This is a genomic window from Candidatus Enterovibrio escicola, assembly GCF_002464935.1.
In the GTDB taxonomy this organism is placed as follows: domain Bacteria; phylum Pseudomonadota; class Gammaproteobacteria; order Enterobacterales; family Vibrionaceae; genus Enterovibrio; species Enterovibrio escicola.
Map to the genome: position 1 here is coordinate 79,836 of NZ_NBYY01000028.1, position 19,047 is coordinate 98,882.

Below are 19,047 nucleotides of genomic sequence, written 5' to 3' on the forward strand. Positions count from 1 at the left end.
GGAATATTATGAGGGGGTCGCTCCAAGCCTATAAAAGAGTCTCTGTAGACAGTCAACTGAGCTCAGCATCGCCACATAAAGTGATTCAGATGCTGATGTCAGGTGCGATTGAGCGGTTGATTCAGGGAAAAGCTGCTATGTTACAGGGGGATATAGCCGTGAAAGGAGAACGTTTAGGTAAAGCCTTAGATATTATTATTAGCTTGAGAAGTTGTCTTTCTATGTCTGACGGCGGTGAGATAGCAACGAATTTAGATGCACTTTATGACTTTATCATTCGTAAGATCTCAGAAGCTAATCGAGATAATGTAGATGTGCCTATTGATGATGTTATCGATATATTGCGCGCAATTAGGTCAGCGTGGGATCAAATACCTGTCGAGTATCACAATATTACCCAAGTAAACGCATAAAACCCCACCACTTTCACTACAATCCTACTTGTCTTGGCACAGGAGTCACAGTTCTTTTGTGTCTCTGGTTGCCTTATATACAGCGATAATTACAATGGCTGGATTATTCTGTTGTTGGCGCTAATATGTACGCGACAATAATCGAAGTTGTTTTGGGGCAGATATATCTCACACATGCAAGGTTTAACGAAGATTCTTGTTATCGAGGATGATGAAAAATTTCGTCACGATTTAGGCGTTATCTTGGAGTTCATTGGTGAGCAATACCAGCTATGTTCAACCATTAAGCTCAACGATATGCACTGGAAACAAGCTGATGGACCTTGTTTTCTGGGTAACATTAATTCAACTCAAAGTTTATCCCAGATTCTAGGTAATCTGGTTATCAACAACCATATTCCGATCATTGCGCTTTCCAAACATAAAGCTAAATTGTCTGGTTTGCCGAATTTTGTAGGTGGATTAGAACAACCTTTAAATTACTCACAATTGGCAGATGCACTGCGTCATTGTCAGGAGTTTCTAGGTAAACAGGCTACTAATATCGCACAACTAAGCCGAAAAAATACTTTATTCCGGAGCATGGTGGGACGTAGTGATGCTATTAGTGACGTTCGACATTTGATTGAACAGGTTGCAGGTACTGATGCCAGTGTACTTATTCTTGGTGAATCTGGTACAGGTAAAGAAATTGTAGCGCGTAATATTCACTACTATTCTCGTCGTGGAAAAGGACCATTTGTTCCTGTTAACTGCGGTGCTATACCAGCTGAGTTATTAGAAAGTGAATTGTTTGGTCATGAAAAAGGCGCATTTACTGGTGCCATTTCAACCCGAAAAGGTCGCTTTGAGTTGGCCGAAAGTGGCACATTATTTCTTGATGAAATCGGGGATATGCCTCCAGCGATGCAAGTGAAGTTACTCCGTATATTACAAGAACGCTCTTTTGAACGTGTAGGTGGAAATAAGACCATTCAAGCGAACGTGCGTGTTGTGGCGGCAACACATCGAAATCTTGACAGCATGATCCAAGAAGGAACGTTCCGTGAGGATTTATTCTATCGCTTGAATGTATTCCCGATTGAGATGCCAGCACTACGTGAGAGAATCGAAGATATTCCGTCGCTTATTCAGGAACTTATGTCTCGCTTGGAAGCGGACGGTGGAAATCAAGTCTACCTAACACCGCGTACTATTATGTCCTTGATGGAACATGAATGGGCGGGTAATGTGCGTGAGTTAGCTAACCTAATTGAGCGTTTGGTGATTCTCTATCCAGCGCAAATGGTTGACGTGAATCGTTTACCTAAGAAATATCGCTACAAGGATATCCCTGAATTTCAACCGGAAGTTATTTCTGCATTGGAAAATTGTGAAGAACTGGAACGTGACGCACTGAGTGCTGTTTTTACGATAAATGCTCTTGATGATAATGATCACCAGAGGTTTGGGAATAGATTCTCAGGGCTTCCACCTGAAGGGATCGATCTCAAAGCCATGCTTTCTGATCTGGAAGTAGATATGATTCGTCAAGCATTAGAAGCTCAGATGGGTATCGTTGCGAGAGCGGCTGATATGCTTGGCATGCGACGAACGACTCTAGTTGAGAAAATGCGGAAATATGGGTTGAACAGAGCAGGTGTAGCCTGAATAGATATCATATTTCAGTATTATTGCACAGATAAAAGTCAAGAAATTGGCTGATCTCTTTTGATGGATTAGATCATAATACTATGAAATTCATTTAGTTATAATTGGCATAGTATCTGCTTAGTTGTATTAAGTATCAAAAGAATGGAGCTGAATGTCTAGGAAAATGGAAGTAAAAAACTCACTACTCGGAACTGTCGAACAACAGGTACTTCGATACAAACAAGTATTGGATGTGATGCCTGCAGGTGTCATTTTGCTCGATCTTTATGGTTGCGTTGCAGAAGCAAATCCAGAAGCACGTCGTTTGTTAAGTGAACCCCTCGATCAAATACGTTGGATTGACGTGATTAATCGTGCTTTTTCGCCACGTAAGGATGATGGTCATGAAGTGTCACTTCTCGATGGTAGGCGTGTAAAGCTTGCGATTTCAGCTTCAGATGCTGGACAACTGATTTTGATCACGGACATGACCGAAACCCGTTTGCTCCAATCACGCTTCAGCGATCTTCAGCGACTATCCTCGCTAGGAAAAATGGTAGCATCGTTGGTGCATCAGGTCAGAACACCTCTTTCTAGTGCGTTGCTATATGCGGCTAACCTAGGTATGCCTAACATAAAGGAACTAACTAGGAAGAACTTCCAAGTAAAGCTCATCGATCGACTACATGATCTTGAAAAACAAATGAACGACATGCTGTTGTTTGCTAAGGGTAGTGATAACCGAGTGGTGAGTTTGTTTACACTGGAGCATTTACTCAGTGAGTTCAAACCTATGGTTGAAGCGCTTGTAAACAGCAAAGAGGTGGACTTACAAATTAACTACGTTGCTGAATCTCATTTCTTACTTGGGAATGTTAATTCTTTGGCGAGTGCTGTATCAAACCTCGTGATTAATGCCATTCAAGTGGCGGGGACAGGTTGTGAAATAGTGCTTGATGCAAGAGCAATTAATAACCAATTGCTGCTCTCGGTGTCTGATAACGGCCCCGGTATTCCACACGAATTACAAAGTAAAATACTTGAACCATTTTTTACTACGCGCCCACAAGGAACTGGCCTTGGTCTTGCTGTAGTCCAGATGATTTGTTACGCCCATAAAGGCCAATTGACGCTAAAATCTCAACCGAATCAAGGAGCCTGCTTTACGATCTGCCTTCCTTTAGCAGAAAATAGTGATACGGACCAAAATCCAGTATCAGGAGAAGCAATATGAACAATAGCAAAATACTTATCGTTGAAGATGATGAAGGGCTACGTGAAGCTTTGGTCGACACTTTAACATTAGCAGGTTACCAGTGGATAGAGGTTAATAGTGCGGAGCAGGCCTTGTTGATATTGAAAAAAGAACCTGTTGATATTGTTGTGACAGATGTCCAAATGGCAGGGATGGATGGATTGATATTACTTCGTAACATCAAAATAAACTATCCTAAACTACCGGTGTTATTGATGACAGCGTATGCCAACATTCAAGACGCTGTTGATGCGATTAAAGAAGGTGCTATCGACTATATGTCAAAACCGTTTGCACCAGAAGTATTGCTTAATATGATCAGTCGTTACGCACCAGTGAAAACTGATACCAATGATACGGTGGTAGCAGATCCAAAAAGCTTGGCATTAATTACCCTTGCTAACAAAGTATCAAGAACTGATGCTAATGTGATGATCTTAGGGCCGAGTGGCTCAGGAAAAGAAGTCATGGCACGACATATTCATCGTCAATCGCAGCGTGCTAATGGCTCATTTGTTGCAATTAACTGTGCTGCTATTCCAGAAAATATGTTAGAAGCAACATTGTTTGGTTACGAAAAAGGTGCCTTTACAGGGGCTATTCAAGCTTGTCCTGGTAAGTTTGAACAAGCCCAGGGTGGCACCATTCTACTGGACGAGATCAGTGAGATGGATATATCGTTACAAGCCAAGTTGTTGCGTGTTCTACAAGAACGGGAAGTTGAGCGACTTGGTAGCCGTAAGAGCATTAAGCTAGATTTACGTGTGTTAGCGACTAGTAATCGAGATCTGAAAAAATATGTAAAAGATGGTTTCTTTCGTGAAGACCTCTACTACCGCCTGAATGTATTTCCAATCACCTGGCTGCCGCTTGTAGAAAGGAAAGGTGATATCATTCCATTGGCGAATCACTTGCTTCAACGCCAATGTTGCAAGGTCGGGGAAGTTGTGCCAACACTTGACTCCCTAGCGACAGATAAACTGTTATCTTATCACTGGCCAGGTAACGTGCGCGAATTAGACAATGTCATGCAACGTGCGTTAATTTTATGCCAGTATGGACAAATTAATACCTCTGATATCTTGCTTGAAGGGGTTGATTGGAACGATGCGGGGGATTTGCAATTACTGATTACAAACAACCGAATCACGACTCCTCTGAACCAAAAACAAACTAAGAATTTTGACCAAATAAACACTCAGAACCCACAATATAGCTACACAGCAACCAAACCTGTTGGTTTCACGGCGGAAAGCCTAGAAGGTGAACTTCGAGAACAGGAATTTACTATTATTATTGATATGATCCGTACCTGTGAAGGTCGAAGGAAAGACGTGGCAGAACGTTTAGGTATTAGTCCTAGAACCTTACGCTATAAATTAGCAAAAATGCGTGATGCTGGTGTAAATATTCCTCAGTAGAGAGATGCTTACTAGAGAGTAATTGTGCTATACTTTCTGGCCTGATAATTGCATTCTTTTTCAAAGAAAACTAAACGTTTTATTTGGTGTTCGTTGCCAAGGGTTTGATAGCGAGGATGACTGATGAAAATTAATCCTATGCAGGATGAAATGCAGAATATCGCATTAGAAATGCGAAGCTTAGGTCGCACAGAAACTAGTCAGGAAGTAAACCAAGACTTTGGTACATTATTGTCTTCAGCAATACAAAAGGTCAATGGATTACAAAAAACATCTAGCGATCTGGCAGTACGTTTCGATCGAGGTGATCGAAGTCTCAGTCTGTCAGATGTGATGATTGCTAGCAACAAATCTAGTGTTGCGTTTGAAGCTACGGTGCAAACCCGCAATAAGTTGGTTGAAGCATACAAAGAACTCATGAATATGCCTGTTTAATGTAGAGAAGTGAACAGTGGCAGAAGAAGGTGAAAACACTCAATTGGCTCTTGCAGATAGTGTAGGGTCGCTACCAACAGCATCGAAGAACCCTGATATGATGGAGGAGGGTTTCACACTTGCCTCTGGGCAACTGGGCAGTGTAGATGTTATTCGTCAACTTATCCTTGTTGCTGCTGTTGCTATTTGCATTTCCCTTATCGTGATTCTGTTTATTTGGGTACAAGAGCCAGATATGCGTCCATTAGGCACGTATGATACAGAAGAACTTATCCCTATACTAGATTATTTTGACCAGAAAAAAACCGAATATCAGCTTGATGGAAACACCATTCGTGTCCTCACTAAAGAGTACTCAACAATCAAGCTTAACTTGAGCCGTGTAGGTTTAAATTCTATACAGGAAGCAGGTGATGACATTTTGCTTAATGACATGGGTTTTGGTGTTTCTCAGCAACTTGAGCGTGAACGTTTGAAATTGAGTCGAGAGCGTCAACTTGCTGCCGCAATTGCAAAAATTCGCTCGGTGATTAAAGTGCGTGTCTTATTGGTAATGCCAAAGCAAAGTGTTTTTGTACGTCATCATCAAGATGCGACAGCAACTGTATTTTTAACAGTGCGTGGTACAACTATGTTGGGACAAGAAGAAGTCGATTCCATTGTCGATATGGTGGCATCTGCGGTACCTAATCTTAAACCATCCCGTGTTACTGTTACTGACCAGCATGGCCGTTTACTTAGCTCAGGTAGCCGAGACCCAATGGCTTCACAACACCGTAAAGAATATGAACTAGAGCGTCAGCAGGAGCAAGTACTAAGAGAAAAAATTGATTCAATCTTAATCCCAATTCTTGGTTTGGGCAATTATACCTCGCAAGTGGATGTAACCATGGACTTCAGTGTCTTTGAAGAAACTCGCAAGCATTTTGATCCAGCCACGCCTTCCACTCGTAGTGAACACACACGTGAAAACTATAACAGCAGTGATTTGGTCGCGGGGATACCTGGAGCATTGAGTAATCAGCCTCCCGTTGACTCTGCGATTCCTGAAGATATTCAAGATTTAAAAAAGCGTGGATCGGGGGACAAAGGTTCTGTCAGCCGTGAGGCGACGCGTAACTTTGAGTTGGACACCACAATCAACCACCGCCGTGCCCAAACAGGGATGATCTCACGCCAAACGGTGTCCGTTGCTGTTGATTATATTGAGAAAGCTAATTCAGAATCTGGAGACATTATTAGGATACCAGTCGGTGATGCTCAGCTTGAGAAGATACGTCGACTTTTGATTGGTGGTGTTGGCTATTCTAAATCACGTGGTGATATAATCGAATTGGTTTCGGTACCATTTGCTGTGCCAGAGTTTGAGAAACTAGGTGACGTACCTATTTGGGAACATCCTAACTTCAATGATTGGGTTCGTTGGTTAGCTGCATCATTATTTTTTGTTGTAGTAATATTTGTATTGATCCGTCCTGCATTGTCAAAACTGCTTAATCCGTACAAAGATGACGATAGTATGCTTGGACCAAACGGTGAAATGCTGGGTTCGGATGGTTTGCCATTGATCCCTGATGATGATATTGGTTTGATTGGATCGGATTTGGATGGATCTAGCAGTTTCTCGATGAGTTCATCAAACCTCAATCTACCGGATCTTCATAAAGATGAAGATTTGTTGAAAGCTGTGCGTGCATTGGTTGCTAATGAGCCTGATCTTGCAGCTCAGGTTGTGAAAAGTTGGGTGAATAATGATGCCTAGAGAAGATCAAAATGGGTCAGGTGACGATTTCGACGTTTCACAACTATCTGGACTCGAGAAAGCCGCAATATTACTCCTTAGTCTGACAGAGCAAGATGCAGCAAGCATCATTCGCCACTTAGAGCCGAAACAGGTTCAGAAAGTAGGTAGTAAGATGACCATGATGAAAGAGCTCAACCAAGAACAACTCAGTGCGGTGCACGGGGCATTTTTGGAAGATATACAAAAATTCACTACCATTGGTATGGGTAGTGAAGATTTTGTGCGTAATGCACTGGTGGCAGCGTTGGGTGAAGATAAAGCAAATAACTTAGTTGACCAAATTTTGCTTGGTAGTGGATCCAAAGGTTTAGATTCACTTAAATGGATGGATCCTCGTCAGGTCGCCTCGATCATTATCAATGAACATCCTCAAATTCAGACCATTGTTTTATCTTATTTAGAACCAGAGCAGTCTGCAGAAATCCTAACCCAATTTGCAGAGCGTGATGCTCTCGACTTAGTGATGCGTATTGCCAATCTTGAGGAAGTGCAACCTGCAGCATTGCATGAGCTTAATGAGATCATGGAGAAACAATTTGCGGGTCAATCGGGTGCTCAAGCGGCAAAAATTGGTGGTTTGAAAGCCGCTGCCGATATCATGAACTACATGGATAATGCACTCGAGTCCACTTTGATGGAGAAAATTGAACAAAATGACGAAGAAATGGCATCGCAAATTCAAGATCTTATGTTTGTTTTTGGTAATTTATCTGAAGTGGATGACCGTGGTATTCAAACTATTCTTAAAGACGTTCCTCAAGAAGTATTGCAAAAAGCGCTTAAGGGAGCAGACGAGGGATTACGAGACAAGATCCTCCGCAACATGTCGAAGCGAGCAGCAGAAATGTTGCAGGATGATCTGGAAGCCATGGGGCCTATTCGCGTTGCTGATGTGGAAGCAGCACAAAAGGAGATTCTTTCTGTTGCCCGTCGATTGTCCGATGCTGGTGAAATTATGCTAAGCAGTGGTGGTGCAGATGAGTTTCTTTAATCATGTATACCAAAATAACTTGAAAATGCAGGTTTTATAGGTTATCTGTGCGTTCAGTTCGAGGTAAAACTTAAAAAACCTAATAGGAAGAATTAGGAGGAATCAGTCTATTTCACAGGGATTTAATGACGAAATCTGCATACTACTCCTTTCCCGTAGGGCGTGTGTACCGTAGCCATGCTAGGTGTTATCCCTTTTTGATGTAGCGAATTACACTTACAAATGGATGCCTTGATTATCATATCAGGAGAGTCAACTGAAACCTACATATTCAAGTTAGTTGGGTATAGTAAATTCATTATTACATCAAAACAAAAGGTAGTGATATGAGTATAGATCGTCGTCGTGGGTATATTCGTGCTACCGAGCATTCTGACGATGTTCTTAAACGTTGGACGCTACCTAGCTATGTCTCAAATAGTATGCAGCCAAAAGAAACGGCATTGAACTACGATCCTAGTTGGGAATCGCCTGAACTGGAAGATCAGGTATCTGAACTCGATCTTTCTTTGCTGACAGCCGATGCGCTAGAACAGATTCGGCATTTGGCTTATGAAGAAGGAATGGAAGAAGGTCGTGTATCAGGACTTAAAAAAGGACGAAAAGCTGGTTTTAAAAAAGGTAAATCTGAAGGCTTTGAAGAAGGTAAAAATGAAGGTTTCCAACATGGCCTCACTGATGGTAAGAAACTGATTGAAACCCGCTGCCAACATCTTGACGTTATCGTGGATAAGTTAGTATTCCCATTAATGCAAGTTGATCATCAGGTACAACAAAAGATGTTAAACATAGTGATTCAGTTAGCCAAAGCTGTAATTCAAACCGAAGTCAAGACTAACTCTGAAGTTATTTTAACAACGTTACGAGAAGCGGTGTTGGCTCTGCCAATGGCAGAGCGTCAAATTTCTGTTTACCTTCATCCCAAAGATTTAGAAGTAGTTACCGAGGTTCACAGCGTTAAATCGTTGCAAGACCGCCAATGGAAATTGGTTGCTGCACCTTCTTTAAATCGCGGTGATATCCAAGTGACATGTGGCGATTCCATGGTGGATTACTGCATGGAAGATCGCCTTAAACCGCTTTTGAATCGTTTTTTAGGTCTGAATACTTCGTGTGAACCTGAAGCGCCAAAAAATAAGTTGTACTCAAATGTATTGCGCATGGAAGATATTTCTTCAATGCCTGATAGTGAAAAACTTGGACCAGATCTTTCACAAATCGACCATACAAATTCCTCAAAAGATGAAACGGATGAACTTGTTCAAGTGACTCCTGTGATGGAACACACTGATCTACCTGTAAATAATAGTTCCACAGTGGAGAATATTGATGATGACGATCCTATCGATGAGGTAAAAGTCCATGAAGGACAACCTGTCTGAATGCTTCGATTCCCTTAAGTTCGATAATATCGTAATACCTCCAGTCGCATCTGGAAAGCTGGTGCGTGTTGTGGGTTTGACACTTGAAGCTATTGGCTGTCGAGCGGCAGTTGGTAGTTTATGCTGTGTTGAAACCATAAAAGGTAACATCAAAGCAGAAGTGGTTGGTTTTTCAGGGGAAACTTTGTATTTAATGCCGAGTGAACATATTTTCGGAGTGTTACCGAATGCGCGCGTGACGCCAATATCCGGAGAGCAAGGTATTCCGGTTGGATTTGAATTGCTTGGTAGAGTGATTGATGGTACCGGTAAACCTCTGGATGGTTTGGGCGACATTCATACGGATAAAATGGCGCCTTTTATACCTGCAATAATTAACCCATTGTCAAGAAAACCTATTAACACTCCACTTGATGTTGGTATTAAAGCCATTAATGGATTGCTTACCGTCGGAAAAGGACAGCGTATTGGTTTATTTGCAGGCTCAGGTGTTGGCAAATCCGTTACTCTGGGTATGATGACTAGAGGCACAACAGCGCAAGTGGTTGTGGTAGGACTGATTGGTGAACGTGGACGTGAAGTAAAAGAATTTATAGATGAAATACTAGAGGAGGAAGATCGCGCTCGTTCGGTTATCATCGCTGCTCCAGCTGATTCATCTCCATTGATGCGACTAAAAGGTTGTCAAACGGCTCTGACTATTGCTGAATATTTTCGTGACCAAGGACTAGACGTGCTGCTGCTCATGGATTCATTGACCCGATTCGCTCAAGCGCAACGTGAAATTGCCTTGTCAGTGGGTGAACCACCTGCCACCAAAGGATATCCTCCATCAGTATTTGCCAAATTACCTGCACTGGTCGAACGTGCAGGTAATGGGAGTAATGATCAGGGCTCAATTACTGCGTTCTTTACCGTGTTAACAGAAGGTGATGATTTGCAAGACCCAATTGCGGATGCTGCACGTGCAATTCTTGACGGTCACATTGTCTTGTCGCGAGAAATGGCAAATGCAGGTCATTATCCTGCTATTGATGTAGAACGTTCTGTCAGCCGTGTCATGTCAAATATCGTTAACGACGAACATTTGTTGATGGCACGCACAGTGCGGAAAGCGCTGTCCGTCTGTAGGAAAAATCAAGATTTTGTGTCTATTGGTGCCTATAAACTAGGTACAGATAAAGCTATTGATCAGGCTTTCACTTTGAAGCCTCACCTCGATGATTACCTACAACAGGGTATGAAAGATGTAGTGTCATATGACATGTGTGTAAATATGCTGCGTTCGACGTTGAAGATATAGGTGAAACATGTCTGAAAATACGATGTTACTGTTGCTTAAACAAGATAAAAATCTGGAATATCAAGCGTATCTGGCGTTGGTATCGGCGCAGCAAGAGTTGCAAAGTTATTATAAGCAACTGGAAGAAATCGAACGATATAGATTGGATTATTTTAGTCAAATGTTAGAGCGAGGAAAAATAGGTCTGAGCTCTAGCAGCTTTGGTCACCTCAATCGATTTATTATCCAACTGGATAAAACACTAGCAAAACAACATCAAGGGGCAATTTACTTTGAAGACAATGTAGAACGTTGCAGAGAGCACTGGCAACATTGTTTGAAAAAGACACGTTCGTTAGAATGGTTGATAGAAAAATGCCAGAAAGAAGCAAAAATACGAGCTGAACGACTTGAACAAAAACAACTGGACGAATTTTCTATGTTAATATTTATTCGGAAACAACACAAATCTTACTAAGATGGCTTAATAATTGCTTAAAGCTTTGTTATGTGAGCAATAAGTGGTAGGGCACGTAAGTATGGTGGATAACAGGGAAACGTTGGTATCCACCATTACAGATACCATGCTTTCTAACAGTGCTTATCAACATGGAAAAGTAAGAATTTTTACACGAAAATTTACTTATTGAATATATGACCTAAAACTTGTAAAAATTGCCCAGCGAGTAGTTACGATGACTGATCAAGACAAAGCATCTGAAGTAGAATCACCATGAATTCAATTAGTTTCTTACTTACTGATCTGCCCACTAGGAAAACATCTTTTGACGAAACGAAAGGCCTATTATTCTCTGATGTGCTTAGCTCTGATGATAAAGTTTTTTTTGCACAACTCGTGCAATTGGTGTCAGGGAACGGTGAAGTTCGTAGTGTCTCACCAAAAGGTGTTTCAGCGAGTAAGGATGTTGCTAGTAAAAAAATCTCAAGCGGAGAATTTCGACAAAATATGTTTCTTTCAGAGAAAGGTGGAGAAAGAACATTACTGACAACGGCAGACGTTGATACTGAAAATATCGGATTGAATACAGGTAAAAATATGTCAACTACGGCTGCAGAAATCGAAGTGCTAGCAATGACCTTCCATACAGAAAATGGCAAGGATATGAATGTTAATTCAATGCTGAAATCTCATACAAAAGAAGAGGGAGAAGTATTGTTACGACGTCTCAATAAAGAAAACACTGTACTACAAAATATGGATTATAAACCTGCAAAAAGTAGGATACATGTTGCATTAGAGGGGAAAAGATTTAAAGGATGCCAAGGCAAAGGCTTGCCGTTTCTTGGAAAGATAGAAAGCTCACTCGGGAAGGCTACTGTACAGGTAGCTCAACATATTGTTGCTGATCATAATTTTGATTTTATACCACAAGTGCAACAACAATCGATATCTAATGCGCCCAAAATGAAGCGGCAGATAGAGGGTACAATTTTACTAAAAAATGTATCTGATGATGATCTGTCGGTATTGGCTTATGCTGTCAGTCAGATTTCATCTGATGAAGAAATTAGTGGGAGAATGTATGAACCAGTGCTGCCGTCACAAGTTGATGTTCCGAGTGATCCGAATGAAAAATTAATATCATCACTACAAACGGAAGTTCAACACTCAGATAATGTGGAAGAATTAACTACGATTGAGTCGTTATTAACCTCGGCAACTATAACCTTGTTGTACCCACAAATAAAACCTCTACCTGCATTGGTTGAAGGAAAAACGAATACTGAGCAGTTTATAAAAATTAATTTCGATCAAGAATGGGTTGGAAAAGCAAGTCAAAAATCGCAGATGCAAGATGCAGTGAAGGTTATACTACCCTTTATTATTGAGGGTGATGCATTAACCCCGATAAACGAACTGACCACCCAAGGACTTACTCCTCCGGCACAGGCGATCATGAGTGAAGCTTCGGCAGTGGTATATACCGCTATCACTCCACAAGCACAGCAAACAATAGAAATATTAGAGTCTTGTGCCATTCCTTTTCCCATCTCTACAATGAAAGTGAATCATCAACCACGACAGTTAGCAGTGAGTGTCTTGTCGTCAACCCAGCAGCTTGGTGAGGTTAAACAAATTGTCTCAGGAGTAAAAGCGGAGCATCTTGTACAGCAACTAGCATCAAGCTTTGGAAACCTAGGCTTAATTACTTCCGCAAAGCTTGATTCTCTGGTAACACCAACTGCAATACAAATGAACCAAAATCAGGATGAAGTCGCTGATATTTTATCTGAACGCATTAATAGAATGTTGGCGAAAAACCTTAAGCTTGTTGATATTCGTCTCGATCCACCTGAACTGGGCCGAATACAAATAAAATTATCAATGAATCAAGATCAAGCGTCAGTGCAGTTTACAGTTTTAAATCAACAGGTAAAGGAGCTGGTGGAGCAAACTATTCCGAGGTTGCGTGACATGCTGCAGCAGCAAGGATTACAATTAACACAGTCCTCGGTTCAACATCAAGATGCCGTAGACCGGCAAGGATTTTCGGAAAATCAGAGTTCACCAAGTAGTGGCAAAAAGGATCAGCAAAAGGGATTACGCTCTATTCATGGTGACGATGAACAAGATACAGACCTAACAAGGATGAATCATGATTCTGATGTTAAGGTATCAAAAGTTCGTGTTGACTATTATGCTTAATGTGGCGTATTTACACTGTGTGATGTAGCTATCAAACACAGTGATATTTGACTGAGTACTGAGGATAATCATGGCAGACGAAGGTAATGAAACGGGCAGCGGTAAAAATAAACTTATCATTATAGCTGTAGCTGCATTACTTTCATTTAGCGGAAGTGGTATGTTTTTTTTCTTTGATGGTGAAAAACCTTTACCTAAAAGAGATATTTTTATTGAAAATACTGAACCTGTCAATCTTCAAGCGATCTATGTCACCTTACCGCATCCTTTCGTATTCAACATAACAGGTGATCGGCAACAACGGTTGGTGCAGGTCAAAATTAAGTTGATGGTGCGCGGAGGAAATAATGAAAAACTGGCTAAACAGAATTTACCGTTAGTTGAATATAGTCTTTTGACTATGTTTGCAGCGGCGACTGTTGAGCAATTAAAAACACCGCAAGGACAACTCGAAATCCGTCAACAAGCCGTCGAGACAGTTCAGGCTGCTATGCAAAAAATAACGAGTAAAAAGGTAGTTGAAAGGGTGTTGTTTACGGGCTTTGTAATGCAATAGGTGCGATGTGGATCTATTAAGTCAAGATGAAATTGATGCGCTTCTTCATGGCGTGGATGATAAAAAAGACGAAGAACTAGAAGTGGCTGATGGGAATATATCTTCCACCGCTAATTTTGATTTCTCATCTCAAGACCGTATTGTTCGTGGGAGAATGCCGACTCTAGAACTGATAAATGAGCGCTTTGCGCGTCATATGCGTATCAGTTTATTTAATATGTTACGAAAAACGGCTGAAGTATCGATAAACGGCGTACAAATGATCAAATTTGATGAATACCAAAATACGCTATTTGTCCCAACTAGTTTAAATATGGTGAGATTTCGTCCCTTAAAAGGGACAGGATTAATTACTATGGAAGCACGATTGGTATTTATATTGGTTGAAAATTTCTTTGGAGGTGATGGACGTTTTCACGCACGAATTGAAGGGCGGGAATTCACTCCAACTGAGCGTCGTGTGATTCAGATGTTGTTGAAGCTTGTATTTGAAGACTACAAAGAAGCGTGGACTCCTGTCATGAAGGTGGAGTTCGAATATTTAGATTCTGAAGTGAACCCATCGATGGCGAATATTGTTAGTCCGACTGAAGTGATTGTCGTTAGTTCTTTCCACATTGAGCTTGATGGTGGTGGCGGTGATTTCCACGTCGTTATGCCATATTCGATGGTGGAACCTATTCGGGAACTACTTGATGCGGGTATCCAGAGTGACAATATGGATACCGACTTTCGTTGGTCGAAAGCACTGCAGGATGAAGTAATGGATGTAGAAGTTGAACTTACAGCGAAGTTACTGGAAACGACATTGTCGTTACGAGACATGATGGAGCTACAAGTCGGTGATGTCATTCCGGTCAAAATGCCGGAAGCATGCACTGTATATATCGAAGATTTACCAACATTTCGTGGCAAAATGGGGAAATTGAATGATAATCTTGCGGTTAAAATCACAGAGAGATTGGAGCGCCCAGAGGGAGTAAAAAGTGATGTCATGTTATTGAGTGATGAAAATGAACTGTCTTTTGTCAATTTAGAAAATAACTACAATCTGGTTGATATCAATAAGTAATAGAAAGATCTGGTAATTTATTATGAGTGATGTAGAAGACGATTGGGCTGCAGCTCTTGCGGAACAAGCTAATGTGGAGGGTGGTGGTGATGTTCAAACTGCACCACTAGATGAATTGGTGAATGAAGCTCCACCAATTAACGTAGATGAACATCGTAAACTGGACGCTATTCTTGATATTCCTGTTATCATATCGATGGAAGTAGGACGGACTAACATTAACATTCGTAACTTGCTACAATTGAATCAAGGATCAGTGGTAGAATTAGACCGCTTGGCTGGTGAGTCCCTCGATGTGCTGGTAAATGGCACACTGATCGCTCACGGTGAAGTAGTTGTTATTAACGATAAGTTTGGGATACGTTTGACGGATGTAATCAGCCAAACTGAGCGTATTAAGAAACTTCGTTAAAGATTAATTGTTCTTGAACATTGGTATTTGTTTATCAATAAACGTCGTAAATCAACATCAATATATATCTACCATAGATGTTGGTATTGTCGAGAAGTGCTTTCTGGCTTGAATATTGCATTTATTGTGTGAATCTTTCGTAAATATAAATTTAGGTTAAGTATTCATGGTCTTGATGTTTTTAGCGATATTTGGACTACTGTTCGTTCCAACCGCTTTCTCAGCACCTCTCTCTAGTGTGAATATTGCTACCCCCTTTGTGGCCTTGTTGTTGGTGATCGGTATTATCTTTGCTCTGACATGGATTCTTAGACGTCTGCGAATACCGTCTTTAATGACTGAAAAATCAAAAATGAAAGTTGTGAGCCGATTACAGTTGGGGCATAAAGAGCAAATAGTGATATTAGATGTCAACGGTGCGCAACTACTCTTGGGTATCACTACACAGCAAATTACATTTTTAAAAGAACTTGACATACCTTTTAATACTGGAAAGGCTCCACCGAAAACTGCTGGAGAAACTGGGAATTCTTCGTCTCAACTCAAACAGATCTTCAAACAAAATGATGCGTCTTAAATCCGTTACTGCTGTTTTCTTAGCGCTTTGCTGGTTTTTTTCCGTACCGTTGGTTTTTGCGGAAAAAGAGTTTATACCAGAATCTAGAACAGTCACTGAAACTTTGATTAATGATGTAAGTAATTCGTCAATGAGCCTAGTTGGAAATGGGGTTGGAATCCCTGCGTTTACCATGAAAGTAAACCCTAGTGGAAGCGAAGATTATTCGGTTACGTTGCAAATTTTAGCGTTGATGACGATACTAGGATTTTTGCCTGCGATTATTATCTTGATGACGTGTTTTACCCGTATTGTCGTGGTTATATCAATTCTACGTCAGGCAATGGGTCTACAGCAAACACCATCGAATCAGGTCATTATTGGCATCTCATTGTTCCTGACCTTGTTTATAATGTCACCGGTTATTGACAGGATGAACGTCTTGGCTGTACAGCCATATCTCAATGAAAAAATCTCGGCACGAGAAGCGTTTGATCTTGTTCAAATTCCACTTCGTGAGTTCATGCTCAAACAAACGAGAGTGAAAGATTTAGAAACATTTGTTGATATGTCAAGTTCGGATGTAACGGATCCAGAAGATGTGCCGATGACAACCCTAATCCCTGCATTCATTACTTCTGAGTTAAAAACCGCTTTCCAGATTGGATTTATGCTATTTTTGCCCTTCCTTATTATAGACCTAGTTGTAGCATCTGTACTAATGGCTATGGGTATGATGATGCTGTCACCTATGATTGTATCATTACCGTTCAAGCTGATGCTATTTGTTTTAGTTGATGGTTGGAACCTTATACTCTCGACCCTAGCGGTCAGTTTCGGGTAAGAGTGAGTTATGGAACCAGAAGCGTTTGTGGAACTATTCCAGAATGCCCTATTTCAAGTGTTGGTGATGGTTTCAGTCATTATTATTCCAGGTTTAGTCGTGGGATTGGTGGTTGCAATTTTCCAAGCAGCGACATCGATTAACGAACAAACTTTGAGTTTCCTACCACGTCTTATTGCAACTTTGTTGGCGCTGATGTTTTTTGGCCATTCGATGACTCGGATGTTGATGGAGTATTTCTTCCGTCTGGTGGAGGAAATTCCACATTTGCTGTACTAACTGAGACAGACTGTATGGAATACCTAGCAAATATGTTGCTTGACTGGATGGCACAATTCTTTTTGCCACTGACACGTATTTCATCCATGTTGATGACGGTGACTTTTTTTGGTGCCCGTTTCGTACCTATTAGAGTAAGACTGTATTTATCATTTGCAATCACTTTTACAGTAATGCCTGTTCTACCAATAGTACCTATCACTGTGGAGTTTTTGTCTTTTAGTGGATGTATGCTATTGATACAGCAAATATTGATAGGTATAGCAATGGGTACAGTCACTCAATTTGTGATCCAGACTTTCGTATTACTTGGCCAAATACTTGGGATGCAGTCTAGTTTGGGGTTTGCCTCAATGGTTGATCCAGCTAATGGTCAAAATACCCCCCTGTTAGGTCAGTTATTCATGTTCGTGGCAACCATGATTTTTCTTTCCACCAATGGACATTTGCAAATACTCAATCTGATGGTTATGAGTTTTAAAAGTTTGCCGATAGGAGAAAGTCTTCAATCCGCAGATTATCGTGCAATGGCGAGTTGGTTTGGGACCATGTTTAGCGTTGGGTTAGGAATGTCGCTAGCAGGTATTATCGCGCTACTCACTGTAAACCTATCTTTTGGTATCATGACCCGTGCTGCACCACAGTTAAATATATTTTCTCTCGGGTTCTCATTTTCATTGTTGGTTGGGTTGCTGATCTGTTGGTATTTATTGTTTGATATTCTGCCCCAGTATCTTAATCATTGGAAAATGGGTCTGAATAGTATCTGTGACTTGATTCGTCTTGATTGCTACCTGGATGGAGGTGGTTGATGGCTGAAAATAATGATCAAGAACGTACAGAAGAGGCTACGTTAAAAAGACTGGAACAGGCACGGGAAAAAGGTCAGGTTCCGCGTTCAAGGGAATTAGTATCGATTGTTGTCCTTCTTATGGGTGCGGTGGCACTGATGTGGTTTGGTGGAGGGATGGGCGGTGAGCTACTAAAAATCATGCAAAAATTTTTCACCTTAACCCGTGAAGAAATTCTTGATGTCACATCGCTAGGTTTGATTATCTATAGCGCTATTTTCCATTTAGCTTGGCAGCTTTCCTTAATTTTGCTGATCTTGTTTTTTGCTGGACTAGTTGGAGCATCGGCATTGGGAGGAGTGTCATTTTCTTGGAAAGCTGTGCGACCAACATTCTCTAAAATTAGTCCTATTCAAGGCATTAAAAGGATGTTTGGTAAACAGAGTATGGTTGAGTTGATCAAGTCAATACTTAAAGTATTTCTGGTATCCGGTGCTGCTTTCTATCTTATGTGGACCAGTGTTTATGATTTCTACCAGCTGAACATTGAGACTTTTCCTGCCAACATCTACCACGCCTTAGATATTTTGCTAAATTTTGTAATGATTATCTGTAGTTCATTATTAGTGGTCGTTGCGATCGATGTACCGTTTCAAATTTGGCAGTACAAGAAGCAGCTAAAAATGACCAAACAGGAAATTAAAGACGAATATAAAGACAGTGAAGGTAAACCTGAAGTAAAAGGGCGTATTCGTATGTTGCAACGGGAAATGGCACAGGGTCGTATGATGACAAAAGTCTCCTCTGCCGACGTAGTAATCACTAATCCAGATCACTACTCAGTGGCATTGTGTTACGACAGCAAAATTTATCGTGCGCCGATTGTTGTGGCGAAGGGATCCGATTTTATGGCAATAAAAATCCGTGAAATTGCTGCTGCCCATGATATTACCATTGTATCTGCGGCTTCTTTGGCTCGTGCGGTGTATTTCAGTACCGAACTTGAGCAACAAATTCCTGATGGCTTATTCGTGGCGATTGCGCAATTATTGGCATATGTCTTTCAACTTAAACAGTACAAGAAAGGATCTGGTCGCAAACCTAAGTCATTGGAGGAAAAACAATTTCAGATACCGACAGAATTACGTCGCTGATCAGAGCGAACTATACCAAATATACTAATAACCACACATAACTGGATAAAAATATGGCATGCTTTTTGCTTAATATATTGGTAACGTTTAATACGCTTGA

General features: G+C 41.0%; 19 protein-coding genes. All 19 read left to right on the forward strand.

Annotated elements, in window-relative coordinates; genetic code table 11:
• Window positions 1-8: 8 nt before the first annotated feature.
• Entirely contained in the window at window positions 9-413 is a 405-nt protein-coding gene (fliS, locus tag BTN49_RS09215) for a flagellar export chaperone FliS (protein ID WP_097356944.1), read from the forward strand.
• Between the two features lie 174 nt (window positions 414-587).
• A complete protein-coding gene (locus BTN49_RS09220; protein ID WP_097356945.1) occupies window positions 588-2,063 on the forward strand; it encodes a sigma-54 dependent transcriptional regulator in 1,476 nt (491 codons plus the stop codon).
• Window positions 2,064-2,229: 166 nt separating this feature from the next.
• Window positions 2,230-3,279 carry a sensor histidine kinase gene (locus tag BTN49_RS09225; protein ID WP_097356946.1) on the forward strand — a complete coding sequence of 350 codons (1,050 nt, stop codon included), beginning with the start codon at window positions 2,230-2,232 and terminating at the stop codon, window positions 3,277-3,279.
• Window positions 3,276-4,721: a sigma-54-dependent transcriptional regulator gene (locus BTN49_RS09230; RefSeq protein ID WP_097356947.1), complete on the forward strand. Its 1,446-nt coding sequence runs from the start codon at window positions 3,276-3,278 to the stop codon at window positions 4,719-4,721. The genes BTN49_RS09225 and BTN49_RS09230 overlap by 4 nt, the downstream gene beginning before the upstream one ends.
• Before the next feature lie 123 nt (window positions 4,722-4,844).
• On the forward strand, window positions 4,845-5,156 hold the full coding sequence (fliE, locus tag BTN49_RS09235) for a flagellar hook-basal body complex protein FliE (RefSeq protein ID WP_097356948.1): 312 nt from the start codon (window positions 4,845-4,847) through the stop codon (window positions 5,154-5,156).
• Between the two features lie 16 nt (window positions 5,157-5,172).
• Window positions 5,173-6,918: a flagellar basal-body MS-ring/collar protein FliF gene (gene fliF, locus BTN49_RS09240; protein WP_097356949.1), complete on the forward strand. Its 1,746-nt coding sequence runs from the start codon at window positions 5,173-5,175 to the stop codon at window positions 6,916-6,918.
• Complete coding sequence (fliG, locus tag BTN49_RS09245) at window positions 6,908-7,951, forward strand: flagellar motor switch protein FliG (RefSeq protein ID WP_394336666.1); 1,044 nt, start codon at window positions 6,908-6,910, stop codon at window positions 7,949-7,951. Before fliF ends, fliG begins: the two co-directional genes overlap by 11 nt.
• Before the next feature lie 422 nt (window positions 7,952-8,373).
• Complete coding sequence (locus tag BTN49_RS09250; RefSeq protein ID WP_223824054.1) at window positions 8,374-9,333, forward strand: flagellar assembly protein FliH; 960 nt, start codon at window positions 8,374-8,376, stop codon at window positions 9,331-9,333.
• Window positions 9,314-10,636: a flagellar protein export ATPase FliI gene (gene fliI / locus BTN49_RS09255; RefSeq protein ID WP_097356951.1), complete on the forward strand. Its 1,323-nt coding sequence runs from the start codon at window positions 9,314-9,316 to the stop codon at window positions 10,634-10,636. The genes BTN49_RS09250 and fliI overlap by 20 nt, the downstream gene beginning before the upstream one ends.
• 7 nt (window positions 10,637-10,643) lie before the next feature.
• Window positions 10,644-11,093 (forward strand): flagellar export protein FliJ, encoded by a 450-nt coding sequence (gene fliJ / locus BTN49_RS09260; protein WP_097356952.1) that lies wholly within the window; start codon window positions 10,644-10,646, stop codon window positions 11,091-11,093.
• A 255-nt stretch (window positions 11,094-11,348) separates the two neighbouring features.
• Window positions 11,349-13,283, forward strand: coding sequence for a flagellar hook-length control protein FliK (locus BTN49_RS09265; protein WP_223823688.1), 1,935 nt, complete (start codon window positions 11,349-11,351; stop codon window positions 13,281-13,283).
• 70 nt (window positions 13,284-13,353) lie between these two features.
• Window positions 13,354-13,839: a flagellar basal body-associated FliL family protein gene (locus tag BTN49_RS09270; RefSeq protein ID WP_097356953.1), complete on the forward strand. Its 486-nt coding sequence runs from the start codon at window positions 13,354-13,356 to the stop codon at window positions 13,837-13,839.
• A gap of 7 nt (window positions 13,840-13,846) precedes the next feature.
• Entirely contained in the window at window positions 13,847-14,911 is a 1,065-nt protein-coding gene (gene fliM / locus BTN49_RS09275; protein WP_097356954.1) for a flagellar motor switch protein FliM, read from the forward strand.
• 22 nt (window positions 14,912-14,933) lie between these two features.
• Window positions 14,934-15,323, forward strand: coding sequence for a flagellar motor switch protein FliN (gene fliN, locus BTN49_RS09280; RefSeq protein ID WP_097356955.1), 390 nt, complete (start codon window positions 14,934-14,936; stop codon window positions 15,321-15,323).
• A 166-nt stretch (window positions 15,324-15,489) separates the two neighbouring features.
• Window positions 15,490-15,900 carry a flagellar biosynthetic protein FliO gene (gene fliO / locus BTN49_RS09285; RefSeq protein WP_097356956.1) on the forward strand — a complete coding sequence of 137 codons (411 nt, stop codon included), beginning with the start codon at window positions 15,490-15,492 and terminating at the stop codon, window positions 15,898-15,900.
• A complete protein-coding gene (fliP, locus tag BTN49_RS09290; RefSeq protein ID WP_097356996.1) occupies window positions 15,890-16,723 on the forward strand; it encodes a flagellar type III secretion system pore protein FliP in 834 nt (277 codons plus the stop codon). Before fliO ends, fliP begins: the two co-directional genes overlap by 11 nt.
• A 9-nt stretch (window positions 16,724-16,732) precedes the next feature.
• Complete coding sequence (fliQ, locus tag BTN49_RS09295; protein ID WP_097356957.1) at window positions 16,733-17,002, forward strand: flagellar biosynthesis protein FliQ; 270 nt, start codon at window positions 16,733-16,735, stop codon at window positions 17,000-17,002.
• 14 nt (window positions 17,003-17,016) lie between these two features.
• A complete protein-coding gene (gene fliR / locus BTN49_RS09300) occupies window positions 17,017-17,814 on the forward strand; it encodes a flagellar biosynthetic protein FliR (RefSeq protein ID WP_097356958.1) in 798 nt (265 codons plus the stop codon).
• Entirely contained in the window at window positions 17,814-18,947 is a 1,134-nt protein-coding gene (flhB, locus tag BTN49_RS09305) for a flagellar biosynthesis protein FlhB (RefSeq protein ID WP_097356959.1), read from the forward strand. The genes fliR and flhB overlap by 1 nt, the downstream gene beginning before the upstream one ends.
• Window positions 18,948-19,047 lie beyond the last annotated feature (100 nt).